Source organism: Aeromonas rivipollensis (assembly GCF_037811135.1).
Taxonomy (GTDB): Bacteria; Pseudomonadota; Gammaproteobacteria; order Enterobacterales; family Aeromonadaceae; genus Aeromonas; species Aeromonas rivipollensis.
In genome coordinates, this window is sequence record NZ_CP149130.1 from 2,816,870 (window position 1) to 2,833,224 (window position 16,355).

General features: G+C 65.0%; 16 protein-coding genes. 1 reads left to right on the forward strand and 15 read right to left on the reverse strand.

The window, feature by feature from the left end; translation table 11 throughout:
• Positions 1 to 35 precede the first annotated feature (35 nt).
• From WIR04_RS12655 to WIR04_RS12680, 6 genes are all read right to left on the reverse strand, one after another.
• Positions 36 to 1,328 (reverse strand): NAD(P)/FAD-dependent oxidoreductase, encoded by a 1,293-nt coding sequence (locus tag WIR04_RS12655; RefSeq protein ID WP_338887348.1) that lies wholly within the window; start codon positions 1,326 to 1,328, stop codon positions 36 to 38.
• Between the two features lie 74 nt (positions 1,329 to 1,402).
• The gene (gene ycfP, locus WIR04_RS12660) at positions 1,403 to 1,942 is read right to left on the reverse strand and encodes an alpha/beta hydrolase YcfP (RefSeq protein WP_005331594.1); all 540 of its coding nucleotides are present in this window, start codon (positions 1,940 to 1,942) and stop codon (positions 1,403 to 1,405) included.
• A gap of 188 nt (positions 1,943 to 2,130) precedes the next feature.
• Complete coding sequence (locus WIR04_RS12665) at positions 2,131 to 3,963, reverse strand: M3 family oligoendopeptidase (RefSeq protein WP_338887350.1); 1,833 nt, start codon at positions 3,961 to 3,963, stop codon at positions 2,131 to 2,133.
• Between the two features lie 194 nt (positions 3,964 to 4,157).
• Positions 4,158 to 5,936: a M3 family oligoendopeptidase gene (locus WIR04_RS12670; protein WP_338887352.1), complete on the reverse strand. Its 1,779-nt coding sequence runs from the start codon at positions 5,934 to 5,936 to the stop codon at positions 4,158 to 4,160.
• A 173-nt stretch (positions 5,937 to 6,109) separates the two neighbouring features.
• Positions 6,110 to 7,024: a DUF808 domain-containing protein gene (locus tag WIR04_RS12675; protein ID WP_289987355.1), complete on the reverse strand. Its 915-nt coding sequence runs from the start codon at positions 7,022 to 7,024 to the stop codon at positions 6,110 to 6,112.
• A gap of 1 nt (position 7,025) precedes the next feature.
• Complete coding sequence (locus WIR04_RS12680) at positions 7,026 to 7,166, reverse strand: hypothetical protein (protein ID WP_338887358.1); 141 nt, start codon at positions 7,164 to 7,166, stop codon at positions 7,026 to 7,028.
• A gap of 210 nt (positions 7,167 to 7,376) precedes the next feature.
• Between WIR04_RS12680 and WIR04_RS12685 the strand changes: the two genes are divergently transcribed.
• Complete coding sequence (locus WIR04_RS12685; RefSeq protein WP_338887360.1) at positions 7,377 to 7,979, forward strand: DUF924 family protein; 603 nt, start codon at positions 7,377 to 7,379, stop codon at positions 7,977 to 7,979.
• A 191-nt stretch (positions 7,980 to 8,170) separates the two neighbouring features.
• On the opposite strand, the gene secF is transcribed toward WIR04_RS12685, so the two are convergent.
• The 9 genes from secF to hinT form a co-directional block, all read right to left on the reverse strand.
• Positions 8,171 to 9,085 carry a protein translocase subunit SecF gene (gene secF / locus WIR04_RS12690; protein ID WP_303805635.1) on the reverse strand — a complete coding sequence of 305 codons (915 nt, stop codon included), beginning with the start codon at positions 9,083 to 9,085 and terminating at the stop codon, positions 8,171 to 8,173.
• Between the two features lie 109 nt (positions 9,086 to 9,194).
• Positions 9,195 to 10,997, reverse strand: a complete 1,803-nt coding sequence (gene secD, locus WIR04_RS12695; protein ID WP_338887364.1) for a protein translocase subunit SecD — start codon at positions 10,995 to 10,997, stop codon at positions 9,195 to 9,197.
• Positions 10,998 to 11,143: 146 nt separating this feature from the next.
• Positions 11,144 to 11,641, reverse strand: a complete 498-nt coding sequence (locus WIR04_RS12700; RefSeq protein WP_168234814.1) for a hypothetical protein — start codon at positions 11,639 to 11,641, stop codon at positions 11,144 to 11,146.
• A gap of 68 nt (positions 11,642 to 11,709) precedes the next feature.
• Complete coding sequence (locus WIR04_RS12705; RefSeq protein ID WP_338887366.1) at positions 11,710 to 12,570, reverse strand: DUF6279 family lipoprotein; 861 nt, start codon at positions 12,568 to 12,570, stop codon at positions 11,710 to 11,712.
• A 51-nt stretch (positions 12,571 to 12,621) separates the two neighbouring features.
• Positions 12,622 to 13,485 carry a phosphotransferase gene (locus WIR04_RS12710; RefSeq protein ID WP_338887368.1) on the reverse strand — a complete coding sequence of 288 codons (864 nt, stop codon included), beginning with the start codon at positions 13,483 to 13,485 and terminating at the stop codon, positions 12,622 to 12,624.
• Entirely contained in the window at positions 13,475 to 14,071 is a 597-nt protein-coding gene (gene lpoB, locus WIR04_RS12715; protein ID WP_338887370.1) for a penicillin-binding protein activator LpoB, read from the reverse strand. Before lpoB ends, WIR04_RS12710 begins: the two co-directional genes overlap by 11 nt.
• Positions 14,071 to 14,469 carry a YcfL family protein gene (locus tag WIR04_RS12720; protein WP_338887372.1) on the reverse strand — a complete coding sequence of 133 codons (399 nt, stop codon included), beginning with the start codon at positions 14,467 to 14,469 and terminating at the stop codon, positions 14,071 to 14,073. The genes lpoB and WIR04_RS12720 overlap by 1 nt, the downstream gene beginning before the upstream one ends.
• Before the next feature lie 67 nt (positions 14,470 to 14,536).
• On the reverse strand, positions 14,537 to 15,958 hold the full coding sequence (locus WIR04_RS12725) for a hypothetical protein (RefSeq protein ID WP_338887374.1): 1,422 nt from the start codon (positions 15,956 to 15,958) through the stop codon (positions 14,537 to 14,539).
• Entirely contained in the window at positions 15,958 to 16,308 is a 351-nt protein-coding gene (gene hinT / locus WIR04_RS12730) for a purine nucleoside phosphoramidase (protein ID WP_025326574.1), read from the reverse strand. Before hinT ends, WIR04_RS12725 begins: the two co-directional genes overlap by 1 nt.
• Positions 16,309 to 16,355: the final 47 nt, after the last annotated feature.

Below are 16,355 nucleotides of genomic sequence, written 5' to 3' on the forward strand. Positions count from 1 at the left end.
TCGTTTGTCTTGTGCTTGCCACTCAAGGCACAGGCTTAGTGCAGCTTCATGCTCGGGCGCAGCACCCGGTTGATGCGGCCCACCAGCATGATGAGGCCGGTCTTGATGTAGCCGTGCAGGGCGACCTGGTGCATCCGGTAGAGGGAGATGTAGACGATGCGGGCGATGTAACCTTCCACCATCATGGAGCCGCGCATCAGATTGCCCATCAGGCTGCCCACGGTGGAGAAGCGGCTCAAAGAGACCAGGGAGCCGTGGTCGTGGTAGAGGTAGGGCTTCATCTCGCCGCCGTTCATCTTGGCCAGGATGTTCTTGAACGCCTGGGTCGCCATCTGGTGGGCGGACTGGGCGCGGGGCGGCACGAACTTGCCGTCCGGCTGCGGGCAGGCGGCGCAGTCGCCGATGACGAAGATGTTCTCGTCACGGGTGGTCTGCAGGGTCTCTTTGACCACCAGCTGGTTGATGCGGTTGGTCTCGAGGCCGGCGATCTCCTTCATGAAGTCCGGTGCCTTGATGCCGGCGGCCCACACCATGAGGTCTGCTTCAATCAGCTCCCCATCCTTGGTGTGCAGCCCATCGGCAGTGGCTTCGGTGATCATGGTGGCGGTGCGCACGTCCACACCCAGCTTGACTAGCTCCTGGTGGGCAGAGCCGCTGATGCGCTCAGGCAGCGCCGGCAGGATGCGGGGGCCCGCCTCCACCAGCGTCACCTTGAGGCTGTCGGTGGTGAGGTTCTTGAAGCCGTAGGCGTAGAGCTGCTCCACAGCGTTGTAGAGCTCGGCGGAGAGTTCGACGCCGGTGGCGCCGCCACCCACTATGGCGATCTTCACCTTGTCACCGGGCTTGTATTCGGTGGCGAACTGCAGGAAGCGGTTCATCATGCTGTTGTAGAAGCGATGCGCCTGGGAGGGGCTGTCCAGGAAGATGCAGTGATCCTTGATGCCCTTGGTGTTGAAGTCGTTGGACACAGAACCGATGGCCATCACCAGCACGTCGTAAACCAGCTCCCGCTCATTGACCACCAGGGCGCCGCTCTCATCGTGGATCGGCGCCAGCACGATGCGTTTCTCGTCGCGCTTGATGTCGGTCAGGCTGCCGAGCTGGAATTCGAAGCCGTGGTTCTTGGCGTGGGACTGGTAGCTCAGGGCGTCGATGCCCGCGTCCATGGAGCCGGTGGCCACTTCGTGCAGCAGGGGCTTCCACAGGTGGGTGCGGTTGCGATCCACCAGGGTGATCCTGGCCTTGTTCTTCTTGCCCAGCTTGCGGCCCAGGCTGGTCGCGAGCTCGAGACCGCCGGCGCCACCGCCTACAACGACAATATTCATCATGATGATTTTCCTTGGTTCCTCAAAACGAAAGGGAGCCATTGGCTCCCTAAAACGAAATCGGTTGACGTGATGGCTCAGGCTTCTTTGAAGGCCTTCATCCGTTGCAGATGGTGCGAGATGTTCTTGAACTTATGGGTCTCGCGCTCATCCCATACGATGTCGTAATAGTTCTTCAATTCACGTTCAGTGTCCCGATTATCGCGGATTTCATCCTGAACGGAAAGGATGCACAGGCAGTTTCCTGAATTTTTATTACGAAATTCGGTTACACACTTGGTGCCGATGTCCTCGTACTCTTCCGGCCTGTCGATCTTGCCCTGCATGTTCTCTTCCGGGTGCAGGTTGGGGTTGAAGACCACCTGTTTGATGCCGCACAGAAAACCGATCCGCTCGCTCCAGTAGCCGCCGAGCCCTACCCCGCAGATGAGGGGCTTGGGGTCGGTGCTCATGTCGAGCTGCTTCTTCACCTCCTTGAGCAGGTGGCTCATGTCGTGGCGGGGGTGAACCGTGCTGTAGTGCACGAAGCGCACATCATCATCGATAAACTGCAACTGCAGCACTTTCTCATGATTGCCGGGGCTGGTGGCATCAAAGCCATGCAGATAGATGATCATGGATAAGACCTCAAGAACTGTGTCGGTTCTATCGAAACTACCCCAGCGAACGGCCGAGGCGCCACCAAAACATCGCACTTTCTTGCTTTGGATCACGCCCCCCGCCGCCGGAAATTCCTTTTCCCACCCCCTTTGGGCGCATTTGGCAGGGGAAAAGGGGCGCCAGGCCCCTGACGCAGCGCCCGGCCTCAGCTCTGGGTCTGCTCGAAGCGATCCACCGCCGCCGCCACCAGGGCCAGGCTCCCCTGCCAGAAGGCCGCCTCGCGGATGTCCTGCCCCAGGTGTTTGGCGACCAGATCCTCGGCGCTCATGCGGCCAGTGTCTCGCAGCAGGGCGCGATAGGCCTCGGCCACGTTCGCCTCCCCTGCCCCCTTGCGGCTCATCAGCTGCTGATAGACCCCGAGGCTGAACAGGTAGCCAAAGAGGTAGGGGTAGTTGTAGAAACCGAAGCCCGCAATGGAGAAGTGCGCCTTGGCGGCCCAGAACATGGGGTGATAGCGGCTGAGGCTCTTTTCATACCAGCGCCCCCAGGCCTCGTCGGTGAGCGCCTTGAGCCGGGCCGATGACACATAGCCCTGCTCGCGCTCGGCCACCAGGGCCTGCTCGAAGTCAAAGCGGGCCGGGATGTTGACCAGGAAGGTGGCGGCGCCGTCGGCTTCCGCCCAGGCGATGGCCTGGCGCTCCTCGGCGCTTCGGGCCTGCTCGAACAGGGCGCTGTGCACTAGCGTCTCGGCGAAGATGGAGGCGGTCTCGGCGAGCGTCATGGGGTAGCTGCGCTGGCTCATGGGCAAGTCCCGGATGAGCCAGTTGTGCCAGGCGTGTCCCAGCTCGTGAGCCAGGGTGATGACGTTGTCCATGGTGCCCGCATAGGTGATGAAGACCCGCGGCTCCACCGGATCGGCAAACTTGGTGCAGTAAGCCCCGGTACGCCGGTTCGGGGTGGGGGCGGCGTCAATCCAGCCGCGCTCGGCCATCATGCGGGCGAACGCCCCCATCTCGGGATCGAAACCTGCAAAAGCCAGTGCGATGATCTCGATCGCCTCCTCGAACGGGATGCTGCGGTGGCTGCTTGCCGGGGGCGGCGCGAACAGATCCTCCGGCCCCAGCTCCTCGATGCCGAGCCGCCGGGCCATCAGCCCCAGGGCCCGCTGGCCCAGCCCCCGCGCCTGCCAGGTCTCCCGCATCAGGGTATCCAGGGTCGCCCGCTCGATGTGGCTCTGGTGGCAGGAGAGATCCAGGGCATCCAGGGTCCGCACCCTGCCGCGCTGGCGAGCCAGTTCCAGGCGCCAGCCGTTGAGGGCGTTGAGGATGGCGGCCACCGTCTCCTGCTCCCCCTCCCAACCGGCGCTGATGGCGTCGAAGGCCTCTTTGCGCTGCGCCCGAACCGGGCTGGAGAGCAGGTTGCTCGCCTCTGCCAGCCCCCGCTCCTGACCGGCTACCTGCACCCGGATCTTGCCCACCAGATCGTTGTAGAGGTTGCCCCAGGCATGCAGGCCGTCGGTGCCAAGGCCGATGACCAGCTGCTCCGCCTCCACCGGCAGCCGTTGATCCTGCAAGCGGCGCTCGTGGCGCAGCCGGTACTCCTCCTCCCCGAGCAGGGGATCCTGCATCAGTTGCCCGAACTCGGCCTCGGGCAGCCCCAGCATCAGATCTTCGATGGGCGCCAGCGTCTTGAACAGGTCCGCATTGAGGGCCCGGGCCCGGGAGGCCAGCTGCTTGGCCAGGGGATCCCGGGCATCCTGGCTCCCCGTGCAGGCCGCCAGCACGGCGATGTTCCAACCGATCTCGCGGATACGCCGGGCCCGCAGCCGCACCTCCCGTAAGCCATCTCGTAAGCCATCCCGCAAGCCATCCTGCAGGGCGGCTCCCTGCTCACGCAGCGGGCCCAGGCCGTCGATGAAGACCGCCAGCTCGGCGAGGCTGGCGCGGGCCAGGCTCATGTCCGCTTCCAGTACGCTGCTGTCGAGGGAGGGGTAGATGTGCTGATTTTGCCACTGCTGTGGGTAGACTCGTTGTTGCATCGAACGCTCATTGTCAGAGACGGGTCCGGCCCGTCGTGAAACAGGGGTGGCCCCAGGGCCACGAACAGGAATACCAAGGCTGGCGGCGACACCAGCCGGATCAAACACGGGCGACTACACCAGCCGCTCGAGGGGAACCAGTGCCTCCTCCATAGAACACAGGCTCTCTTGCCAAAACTCAGGAGGATCCGCGACTACACCAGCCGCTCCAGGCGCTCCACCGCCTCCTCCACATAGCGCAGGCTCTCTTGCCAGAAGGCGGGCTCGCGAATGTCGACCCCCAGGTGCTTCTCCACCAGGCTCTCGGCGCTCATGCGGCCTGTGTCGGCGAGCAGCGCCCGATAGGCCGGCACGAAGTCGTCACCGACCCGCTCCTTCTGGGCATAGAGCCCCAGGCTGAACAGGTAGCCAAACAGATAGGGATAGTTGTAGAACCCGAACTCGGCGATGGAGAAGTGACTCTTGCTGGCCCAGAACAGCTCGTCATATTGGCTGAGGCTGTCACCATACCACTGCTGCTTCGCGGATTTCATCATGGCCCTCAGCTGGCCCGCCCCCAGATACCCCTCGGCCCGGCCCGCCACCAGCGCCCGTTCGAAGTGGAAGCGGGAGGGGATGTCGAGCAGCAGGCTCGCGACCCGCTCCCCGTCCATCCAGGCGATGGTCAGACGCTGCTCGCGGGTCTGCGCACGGGCGAGCAGGGCGTCCCGCACCAGGGTCTCGGCAAACAGGGAGGCGGTCTCGGCCAGCGTCATGGGGTAGTCCCGCTGCTCCAGCGGCAACTCCCGCAGCAGCCAGCTGTGCCAGGCGTGGCCGAGCTCGTGGGCCAGGGTGATGACGTTGTCCAGGGTGCCCTCGAAGGTGAGGAAGACCCGGGGCTCGGCGGGGTCGGCATATTCGGTGCAATAGGCGCCGCTGCGCCTGTTGTCGCTCGGCGCGGCATCTATCCAGCCCCGATCCGCCATCATGCGGACGAAATCCCCCATCTCGGGATCGAAGGCGGCGAAGGCATCGGCCACCAGCGTCAGCGCCTGTCCGAAGCCAAAGCCGGCCTGCGCCCCATAAGGCGCAGGGGCATAGAGATCCCAGGGGGCGAAATCGTCGATTCCCTGGGCGCTTGCCATGGCTCGCAGGGTCCGCCTGCCCAGCGCCTTGTGGGCTTCGGCCTGCGCCATCAGGGTCTCCAGGGTGGCGCGCTCCAGGTGTCCCTGGTGGCAGGAGAGGTCCAGCGCATCGAGCCGCCGCCCCTTGCCGCGCTGGGCCGCCAGCTCGTTGCGCCAGCCGTTGAGGGCGTTGAGGATGGCGGCCACCGTCTCCTGCTCCCCGGCCCAGGCGGCCTGAATGCCGTGCCAGGCGCTGGCGCGCCGCGCCCTGTCCGGGTGGGAGAGCAGGTTGTCCGCCTGGGCCAGCCCCATGGGCTCCCCATCCACCACTGGCCTGAGTCTGGCCACCAGGCTGTCGTAGAGATCCCCCCAGGCTTGCAGGCCGTCCACCGCCAGCCCCTCGATCAGCTGCTCGCTCTCGAGGGAGAGGGCCTGATCCTGCAACCGGCGATCGTGGCGAATGAGGTAGGCCAGCTCGAACAGCTCGGGATCCTGCAGCAGGGCCCGCACCTGATCCTCGGGGGCGTTCAGCCAGAACAGGGCCACCGGCTTGACGAGCTGGGCCAGCCTCGCCTGCAACTGCTGGCCACGGGAGAGCAGCACCCGGGCGGCCTCGTCGCGGCCGTTGCGGCTGAGCCGGTTGTAGGCGAAGGTCTGGCTGTTCCAGGCTTGTGTTCTCACGGCGTTGGCCTGACGGCGAATGGCCCTAAGCAGGTGGCGCAAGGCGTTGATGTCCCGGGTCTCTGGCAGGCTGACCAGCAGGTTGGCGATCTCGGTCAGGGCCTCTGCGGCGCGCTGGAAGTCGGCGTCGATGGCCGGGCAATCGGGGGCGGCATAGATGTGATCATCCTGCCAAAGGGTGGTGGTCATAACTGTCCTTGTCTGTTTGCGTCCATGTGGGCGCCCCGCCTCTGTGGGCAGTGGCCGCCAAATAGTACGAAGGGGGCCAGCCCTTGCCTAGCCCCCATTCTGGTCAACAAACAGCAGATCCGGCCTGCGACGCCCCCTGTCGGCAGGGGACGATTCCTGAGCGGCCGCCGCTATTATTTCGCGGGGGTCAGCTTGCCCACCAGGGTCATGGCCAGCACCAGCAGCAGACCGGCCACCACCCCCACCAGGGCGCTCAGCAGGGTCGGCGTCACCGCGGCCAGCACGGCGCCCCCGGCCAGAGGCGCCAGACTGGCGGCCACCCCCTCGATGAGGTGATGGGCAAAGGGCCAGCCGTGGACCAGAATGCCGCCCCCCACCATGAACATGGCGATGGTGCCGACCAGGGCCAGCAGGTGCATCAGCCGGGGCGCCGTTACCAAGAGCCCCCGCCCCAGGGCCCGGCGCAGGACGCTGGCATCGGGTTTTTGCAACAGGTGCAGGCCTATGTCATCGAGCTTGACGATGAGCCCCACCAGGCCGTAGACCCCCACCGTCATCAGCAGGGCTATGCCCGCCACCACGGCGATCTGCAGGCCGAGGCTCGAGCCCTGCACTGTGCCGAGGGCGATGACGATGATCTCGGCGGAGAGGATGAAGTCGGTGCGAATGGCCCCCTTTATCTTCTGCTGCTCGAAGGCTTCCAGATCGTCCGGGATCGCCTGCGCTGACGAAGCCGCCTCGCCGCTGTCGTGGGGCAGGAACTTGTGGGCCAGCTTCTCGGCCCCCTCGAAGCAGAGGTAGGCACCCCCCAGCATCAGCAAGGGGGTAATGAGCCAGGGGATCAGGGCGCTGATGGCGATGGCGGCGGGCACCAGGATCAGCTTGTTGCGAAACGAGCCCTTGGCCACCTTCCACACCACAGGCAGCTCCCGCTCGGCCCGCACCCCGGAGACCTGCTCCGCATTGAGGGCGAGATCGTCCCCCAGCACACCGGCGGTCTTCTTGGCCGCCATCTTGGTCATCAGGGCCACGTCATCGAGCACGCTGGCAATATCGTCGAGCAGGGCCAACAAACTGGTTCCGGCCATATCAGGCATTCCTTATATCAGTGGGAAACATCTCCCCAGGCAGCACGGCGCTCTTCCTGGTCACAGCCTTGGTCATCAGGGCCACGTCACCCGGCACGCTGGCAATATCGCCCGGCAGGGCCAACAAACTGGTTCCGGCCATATCAGGCATTCCTTATATCAGTGGGAAAATCCCCTCCGACATGCAGGCCATCTCACCTGGCCGATGCCACACGCGAGTGCCGAGCAGAGGGGGCTCCTTGTTTCAGGCAAAAGATGGCACAGTGTAACGAGAAGCCGCCCTTTCGGCAGCCCCCATGACAGGGTCAATTGGCCTTGTTTCACCTGAAGGCCCCAGGCCCAAGGAGTTCCCATGCAACCCTGGCAACCTCTGCTCGATTTCTGGTTTGGCGACGACTCAGGCGATGCCCCCCGCGCCGCCCGGCAAGCCCCCCTCTGGTGGGGCAAAAGCAGCGAGACGGACGCGCTGCTGGCGCACCGCTTTGGCGAGCAGGCACAAGCCGCCGCAGAAGGCGAGCTCGCCCACTGGGCCGAGGTGCCGGTGGGCAGGCTGGCGCTGATCCTGCTGCTGGACCAGTTGCCGCGCAACATACATCGCGCCATGCCCGCGGCCTTTGCCCAGGATGCCAAGGCCCGGGATCTCTGCCTCAGGGGCCTGTCCCTTGGCGCGGACAAGGCCCTCTCCCCGCTGGCGCGGGTCTTCTTCTACCTGCCGCTGGAACATGCTGAGTCCCGGGAGCAGCAGGCCAGAAGCGTGGCCCTGTTCGAGGCACTGGCGGCCGAGCAGGCGGACGGCCCTGCCCGGGAGACCTTCGAGGGATTCGCCGACTTCGCCCGCCGCCATCAGGTGATCATCCAGCGCTTTGGCCGCTTCCCCCATCGCAACGCCATCCTGGGGCGCACCAGCACCCCGGAGGAGGCCGAGTTTTTGCAGCAACCGGGCTCTGGCTTCTAGGGCATCAGGCCTCCCCGGCCAGAGCCGCCTCTTTCTTCTGGCAGGCCTGGAGGGAGCGCCCCAGCATCCCCTGCACGGCAGAGACAGGGTTCCTGCACCAGCCCGGCTCCGGCTTCTGAGCCGCTCCGCCAAAGGCGCATAAAAAAACGGGCCCAGTGGGCCCGTTTTGCATGCAAGGGGTGACAAGTGGATCAGGCCGCCTCGGCCAGATCCTCCTCCTTCTTCTGGTAAGCCTGGGGGGAGAGCCCCAGCAGCTCCTGCACAGTGGAAGCCACAGTGATGGAGGAGATGGTGCCCACTAGGATGCCGGCGAACAGGGTGAAGGAGAAGCCGAACAGGGCGTCCCCCCCGAACAGCAGCAGGGCCCCCACCGTGAACAATGTGGTGCCGGAGGTGATCATGGTGCGACTGAAGGTGGCCTTGATGGCCACATCGGAACACTGGTGTATCCCCATCTGGGTGCGCGAGCCGAGCAGGTCCCGCAGCCGGTCCGAGATGACGATGCTGTCGTTGAGCGAGTAGCCGATCACCGCCATCAGCCCGGCGATGACGTTGAGGTCGAACTCGATATTGAACAGCGCCAGCAGCCCCAGGGCCACCAGACCGTCGTGCAGCACAGAGACCAGGATGCCGATGGCCTGGCGCCACTCGAAGCGCACCGCGAGATAGGCGGAGATGGCGAGGGAGGCCACCAGCACCGCCAGCATCCCCTGCTGGAACAGCTCGGCGCCCACCTGGGGGCCCACTATGGTGGTGCGCAGCAGCTCCACCGGCAGGGCGAGTTGCTGCCCCAGCATGGTCGCCAGATCTTCCGCCGCCCAGGGCAGCTCGTGGGGAGGCAGCTTGATGAGCCACTCGCCGGGCACGCCGGCGCCGTGCAGCTCCACCGCCCCGGCCAGGGGGGCGCTCAGCAGGGCGTTGAGCTCATGGGCCTCCTTCAGGGTCTGGATGCGAAACTCCAGCAGTATGCCGCCGGTGAAGTCGAGCCCAAGGGAGAGCCCGTTGATGGCGAGCACGGCGATGCTCGCCACCGTCAGCAGCACCGAGGCCCACATCCCGATGTAACGCCAGCGGGTCAGGCCCATGGCAATGATCATTCTCAGCATTCTTCTTCCCTCGACAGCAGATGGCTTGGGCTTCCCAACCGGAAGCAAGTGGCGCCGAGCTCGCTCGGACGCGCGGTGCTATGACGCAGGCAATGGGTGTCAGTCATGGTCATACCCTCAGCAGCTTGGCGCGGCTGTTGCCCCACAGGGGGTTGATGATGGCGCGGGTGCCCCAGATGCCGGTCACCATGCTGGAGATGAGCCCCAGGATCAGGGTGATGGAGAAGCCCTGCAGCGGCCCTGAGCCGATGGCATAGAGCACCACGGCGCAGATGAGGGTGGTGATGTTGGCATCGAAGATGGTGCGAAACGCCGAGCGATAGCCAAAGTCGATGGCGTTGGCCAACGAGCCCCCCTCCCGCAGCCTGTCCTTGATCCGCTCGAAGATGAGCACATGGGTGTCCACCGCCATGCCCACCGTCAGCACCAGACCGGCGATCCCGGGCAAGGTCAGCACGGCGCCGGGCAGCACCGCCAGCATCCCCACCTGCATCAGCAGGTTGCCGATGAGCGCCGTGATGGCGACCCAGCCGAACTTGCGATACCAGGCCATCATGAACAGCATCATGCCCGCCATGCCGAACGCCAGGGCGGTGAAGCCCGCCTCTATGTTCTGCAGCCCCAAGGTCGGGCCTATTGAGCGCTCCTCCAGGATCTTCAGCGGCGCCGTGAGGGCGCCGGCCCGCAGCAGCATGGCGAGCTCCTGGGCCTCCGGCAGGCTGCCAATCCCTGTGATGCGGAACTGGTTGCCAAGGGCGGTCTGGATGGTGGCGACGTTGATCACCTCGCTTCTGGCCCGCAGCTTGCCCTCGGCGTTGGTCTTGTACTCGGTGAAGACGGTGGCCATGGGCTTGCCCACGTGCTGGCGGCTGAACTGGTTCATCTTGCTGCCACCCAGGGTGTCGAGCACTATGTTGACCTGGGGCTGACCCATCTCCCCCATGTTGGCGCGGGCATCGACGATGTGCTCGCCGCTCAGCACCGGCTTGCGGGCCAGACCGACCGCCTGGCCGTTGCGATCCGCCATGAAGAAGCGGCTGTCGGCCTTGGCCTCGTAGAAGGCCAGGGACGCGGTGGCGCCTATCACCTCTTTCGCCTGCTTGGGGTTGTGCACCCCGGGCAGCTCGATGCGGATGCCGTCCTGACCCTGACGCTGGACCGAGGCCTCGACGATGCCAAGCTCGTTGATCCGTTTCTTGAGGATCGACAGGTTCTGGGTCACGGCGTTGTTCACCAGCAGGGTGCGCTCAGATTCGCTCAGCACCAGCTTGAGCTCATTGCCGGAGCGGGAGAGCTTCCACTGATCCTGACGGGTGCCGGCACTCTCCTTGATGATAGTGAGCCAGCCCTCCTGCCCGTCGACGTCCGGCAGGGTGACGGCCAGGGCCCCCTGGGCGGTGCGCATCACGCTGGCGCCGCGCAGGTTGGCCTCACGGAAGCGGGTGCGCAGGGTATCCACCAGGTTCTTGGTCTGGTTATCGATGACAAAGTCCACATCGACCCCGATCAGCAGCTGGGAGCCGCCGCGCAAGTCCAGCCCGAGCTTGATGGGATCGGCGCCGAGCTGGCTTATCCAGGTCGGGGCATTGGAGTGAAACTCCAGGGTGAGGGCCGCGCTGTCCACCCCCTGCTGCTCCAGCAACTGCTTGGCCCGCTGCTGCTCGGCCTGGGTGGCGAACACCAGTTCGACCCGTTCCTTCTGCTCGATCTGCTTCTGGGGCGCTATCTGGTGCTCCTGCAGCAGGCGCTGCTGCGCCTCGCTCAGGCGGGTCTGGCCATGGAGGCCCAGAGAGGGCTGCTCACCGAAGAAGGTGGGCAGGGAATAGAAGGTGAAGGTGAGCAGCATCAGCAGCAGCAGGGCGTACTGCCACGGGCTCATGCGGTTCAGTATGGTATGACTCTTTTTTCTCATGAAATCGGCCTCTGTCAGGCGATGGCAAGGGCGACGCCGGGTCGCACCGTGCAAAAAAATGAAACAAGACAGCCTAGCCGTTCACTAAAAGTGAACAGCAACAGAGAGAAGATGGGGCAACAGCAGGCAGACTGACCCCATCGGGGTCAGGCGAGGAAGCTCTGGGAGAAGCGGTATTGCAGGTGCCGGCGCTGCAGGCGGCGCCGGTGGATGCTGGCGAAGTGATCGCGAAAGCTCGTCCTCGGGTAGAAGAGGGCGGCATAGAGCAGCAGGCCGCACAGCAGCAGCAGTATGGCCTGCTGGGCCCAGCTCATGACGAGCTCGTAGACCACGCTGCCGGGCTGATGATCCCGGCTCAGGGAGTGCTCGAGGCGCAGCAGGTGGCTCTGGTGGGAGCCGACAAACTTGACGACACCGTCGTCGCTGTCGCTGGCGCCGTGGTTCATCTGGGCGCCGTCGGCGGGATCCGCGGCCTCCCCCATCAGCTGGGCGGCGTGCTGGGAAGCGGGTACCTTGAGCCCCTCCACCGAAACGGTAGAGAGCAGCAGAGTGAGCGCGATGAGCAGGGTCATCGCCGCCAGTTTCACTTTGTCCAGCAGGCTCAAAAAGTTAATTCCCGAATAATAGAAAGGGCAAACTACCATAGCCCCCCCACAAGGACAAGGGCGGCAGGCCATGACGCCTGCCGCCCTTGCGGTGCGGATCGCGGCCGTCAGCGGCTGCGGGTCATGGCGTCGAAGTCCTCGGCATAGTCCTTGAGCAGGGTGTAGAGGTGGGCGCGCTGGGAGAGATCCATCGACTGGCTGAGGGCGCTGAGCCACTGTATGGTGCGCTGGCGTGACTGGTCGGTGTAACCGGTGAAGCGACCATCCATCAGGCCGTCCCCCTGTTGCAGCAGCCGGGTCAGCTCCCTGCCGAATTCCGGATCCTGGCGCTGCTTCATCAGCCGCTCCAGCTCCTTGGTCCAGGCCTCCTGGAACTCGAGCCAGGGGGGCATCATCTCGTATTGCCACTCGGCCCATTGGGCAATGAGCGGCTCCTGGGCCGGCTTCACCTTGCCAATCCAGAACACCAGCCGCTCGCTCATCTTCTCTCTGAACTCCTTGAGCATCTGCACCTTGGGCTCGGTGGCGAAATCATGCTTGCGCTCCTGCTGGCGTTTCACTCTATCGGTCATGAAGCGCGCCACCTGGGCATCGGTCAGGGTGCTGGCGAGGCGCACTGTGCGGGGAATGGCGTTCTCCAGGGTGCGGGTCAGGCTGGCCTGGGTGCGGTCCAGGTGCAGGGTGACCTGGGGCGGGGTCATGGGGCTGGCCACTGCCCTCGCCAAGGCATCGAGATCCCGGGCATAGATGGGCAGCTCGTGTTGGCGATGCCAGGCCATCAGCCCCTTCACCTCCCTGTCCAGCAGGGTCTTCTGGCTGCGGTCCAGGGAGAAGTAGTCGTCCAGTTGCCAGACGATGGCCGAGTCGAGCCAGTAGTAGATCACCCGGGTCGCGCAGCCGGTCATCAGCAGGCAGAGCAGCAGCAGGCTCCAGCTGCGGGGTTGACGCCATGAGAATCTGGTCACCATGCATGCCTCCAAGTCGTAGAAAATAAGCGTCGCGCTGGCCTCTGGCCTATCTCATTCCAGGCGCTGGCGGTTCGTGTCGATGAGGGCCTGATAGTCGGGCCCGGGTTGCTGCTCCGCCATCAGCAGCGCCCACAGCAGGCCGATGTAATCGACCCAGGGCAGGAAGGCATCGGCCTGGAATCCCTTGCCATTGAGCAGCTTATGAGCGCCTCCCCTGCCTTCAAGATAGCAGCTCTCCAACTGGCACCGCAGCTCTTCGCTCCAACCATGGGTGCGCTGTATGCTGGCCAGCTCGAAGCCAGGATGACCGGCGGCGCCATACTCCCAGTCGATGACCCAGGGCCTGTGGCCCAACAAGTTAGCCGGATTGAGATCATGATGGCAAGGGAGCCAGCAGTTGTCCGGCTCGCGGCTCGCGAGCAGGGCCCGCTCCAGCGCCGGCAACCAGGGGGGCACCTGGGCCAGGCGCTGCCGATAGCCGGCGCTGTGGGCCCGCACCGCCATCACCACGGCGGGCAGTGCCAGTCGGTGCAGCCGCCTCAGCACCTCGGCCAGCAGCCGTGGTTGTGCCTCCAGCGGCGGTGGTGCCACCTGCCAGTTCGGCTCGTCGCACCAGTCCAGCAGCATCAGGCCGGTGGCGGGATCGCCGTGATGACAGGGCAAGGCCAGCCCCCGCCCCACGGCCCCCTGATAGAGCTGCCACTCGGTGGCGCGATCGATGCCGAGCCGGACCGGATCCGGGTGGCCGCGCCGCAGGAAGCCGCTCTGCCCCGAGGGCAGATACAGCCGGTAGTTGCCGTTGGTCAGGCCGCTCGCCAGTGGCTCAAGGCGCCCCTGGTGCCAGGGGGCCGGCAGGCTGGCCAGCAGACTCAGCTCCGCCAGATCCCCCTGCTGCCGGGTCACCTCACCAGCCAAAGGTGGAGGTCTTCGCCTGCTTGCGGATCTCTTTCTGATCGGCCCACAGCAGCTCGCCGTTCTCCAGATCCATCAGGTTCATGGTCATCTGGTAGTAGACGTCCTTCACCTTGCCATTGTCCTTGACGATGCTGGCCAGGTTGCCATAGACCATGTAGCGGGCGCCGGTCTGCTTGCCCAGGCGCACCATGGAGGCGGGATCCACCATGCCGCTGCTCTGCTGGTACTCGAGCTGCTGCTTGACCGCGCTCACCTTGCTCATGTCGACGAAGCGGAACTTGCCGGCGCGCAGCAGCTTGGTGCGGATGGTGTCCGTGATGGCCTCGGTGTCGATGTGCTCCGAGGTCTTGTTGCGGATGGAGTCCATGAACATCACGGGACGGCCCCCTGCGGTGATTTCGCCGGTGACCGGTGAGGCCAGCATGGAGTCCGCCATCTTGTCGGCGATGGCCTGCAAGTCGGAGGAGCCGTAATCCACCGTCACCGTCTCTGTCTCGGTGGGATCGCCATAGCTGACGGTGGTGCTGGAGCAGCCGCCGAGCAGCAAGGCGGCGGTCAATATCAGCAAGGCATGGTTCATTCTCATCAGTTCGATTCCTCAATCACTTCGCGTACGTAAATCCGGTAGCCCCGGGCGGCCGGACTCGGCGCCAGGGCTGACAGGGTGCGGGTCTGGTAGCCGTGCAGCTTGATGGGGGTCCAGCCGCGACCATCGCTGGCCACCTCCTGCCCGGCCTCATCATACCAATAGAACAGGTATTGCAGCTTGTTGTCGCCACGCTGGGTGCTGGCGGCGGCCACGTTGACCTGCAGCAGGCCGTTTTGCTGACGGCGGCTGAGTTCGGTCAGGGTGACGTTGACATTCTGGTGCTGCTCCTGCACCGCCGCCGCCCCGGCCGCGCCATAGAGCGCCACGCCGGACGTATTGGTGGCGCACCCCGCCAGCAGCAGTACCAGCCCAAGGGCCAAGCCATGTGCTTTCATCTTGTTCTCCTTGCCGGTGGCCGAGGGGCCGAACCGGTCAGTCTGTGATCCTTGCCCAAAGGGGCACTCATAGGGGCATCACCCGGGTGCTCAGGCCCGCGCCGAGGCGCTGCACCCAGACCAGGGTGGTGCGCCCGGCATGCACTGTGAGGGGGAGTGTGCGCATGGCGCTGCCCGCCCCCAGCCGGAGTTGCACCTCCCCGGCCGGCAACACTCCCTGCCAGCTCGATGCCTCGGCGGGCAGGGTCAGCCAGCTGCGGGTATCGGCCCGCTCAGAGAGGGTGTTGAAAATGCCCACCAGTATATTGCCCACATCACCCCCCTCCTTGGCGGCGCTGCGGCGCAACTGCTCCTTGGCCACCAGCCGCAGCGCCTGACGGGTCAGCATGCCGGGCAGCTGCTCCTGCAGATCCTTGGCCGCCAGCGCTTCGAGTCGCACCAGCGAGCTGGTCCGCCCGGCCTGCTTGCCCACCGACACCGTCAGCGGGCCTGTGTCGCTGGCCCTGTTGTCGTAATAGGGTACCGCCACGGTAAAGGTACGAAAATCGCCGCTGGAGGTGGAGATGGGCAGCGGCAGGAAGATCTCCCGCCGCGCCGGGATCAGGCCATCTTCAAACAGCACCACCAGCTGGCCCTGATCCTTGGCCAGTGGCGGCGCCTTGCGACCCACCTTCTTCTCGGTCTCCTTGAGCTCATCGGGCGAGCCGCGAAGCTGGGCCAGGCGCAGCAAGGCATCCTGCAGGCTCTGGTTGTCCGGCGCTATCTGGTAGCCTCGCTGATAGTCGACCCAGGCGTCGTTGAGATCCCCGGCCGCCTCATAGAGCACGCCGGAGAAATAGAAGGTGTAGGCGTTCTGGAAACCGTTTTTCACCTGCCCTATCAGGCGATCGAGCTCCGGTGCCCCGCGCGACATCAGCTGGCGCATCTCCCCTTCGGCTTCTGATTCTTCGCTCTTTTCCTTCGCCTTGCGCACCTCGTCGGCCCGCGCCTTGAGCGCCCGCTCCTGCACCTGGTTGGCGCGGCGCACCTCCACCAGGGCCCCTTCGGCATCCCCCCGTTGCAGGTAGTTCAGCGCCAGATAGTGGTGCAGCATGGTGCGCTCGTAGTCCGGCGCCCGGTAAGCCATGGTCTGATCGTTGGTGAGCAGGCTGCCCGCCTGGGCCAGCCCCTGGCTCAGGCGATACCGGGCCTGATTGTCCTCCCAGGCGAGCCGGCTGTCGGCGGCGGCAAAGCCTTGCTTACTGATCGCATCCTGACCCGCCAGCCAGGCGATGCGCCCTCTCTCAAGCTGATCCAGCACATAGGTGTCGTCCCCCGGGGTCGATTCCCGCACCTTCGGCAGGGCCTCGGCGGCATGACCCAGCAGCAGCTGGTTGCGCAGGGGCACCATCTGATCGGAATAGGAGACGAAGAGATCTTGCCAGCGGGAGGCGCAGCCTCCCAGCAGCAGACCGGCCAACAGCAGGCCGGTCAATGAGGCGGGACGCATCACAGGCTGAGCAGGGGTCCCAGCGGCTGGCCACCCACCAGGTGCAGGTGGATGTGGTAGACCTCCTGCCCGCCGTGGCGGTTGCAGTTCATGATGAGGCGGTAGCCGTCCTCGGCGATCCCGGCATCCGCCGCCAGCTTGCGGGCCACGGTGAACATGCGGCCGAGCGCCAGCTCGTGATCCGCTTCCACGTCGTTGACCGTGGGAATGAGCACGTTCGGCACTATCAGTATGTGGGTCTTGGCCTTGGGCTGGATGTCGCGGAAGGCGGTCACCAGATCGTCTTGATAAAGGATGTCGGCGGGGATCTCCTTGCGGATGATTTTGCTGAAAATGGTTTCTTGCGCCATGGGTAACTCCTTTATATGAAAAAGAAAATTCAATGCAAAACTCAAGC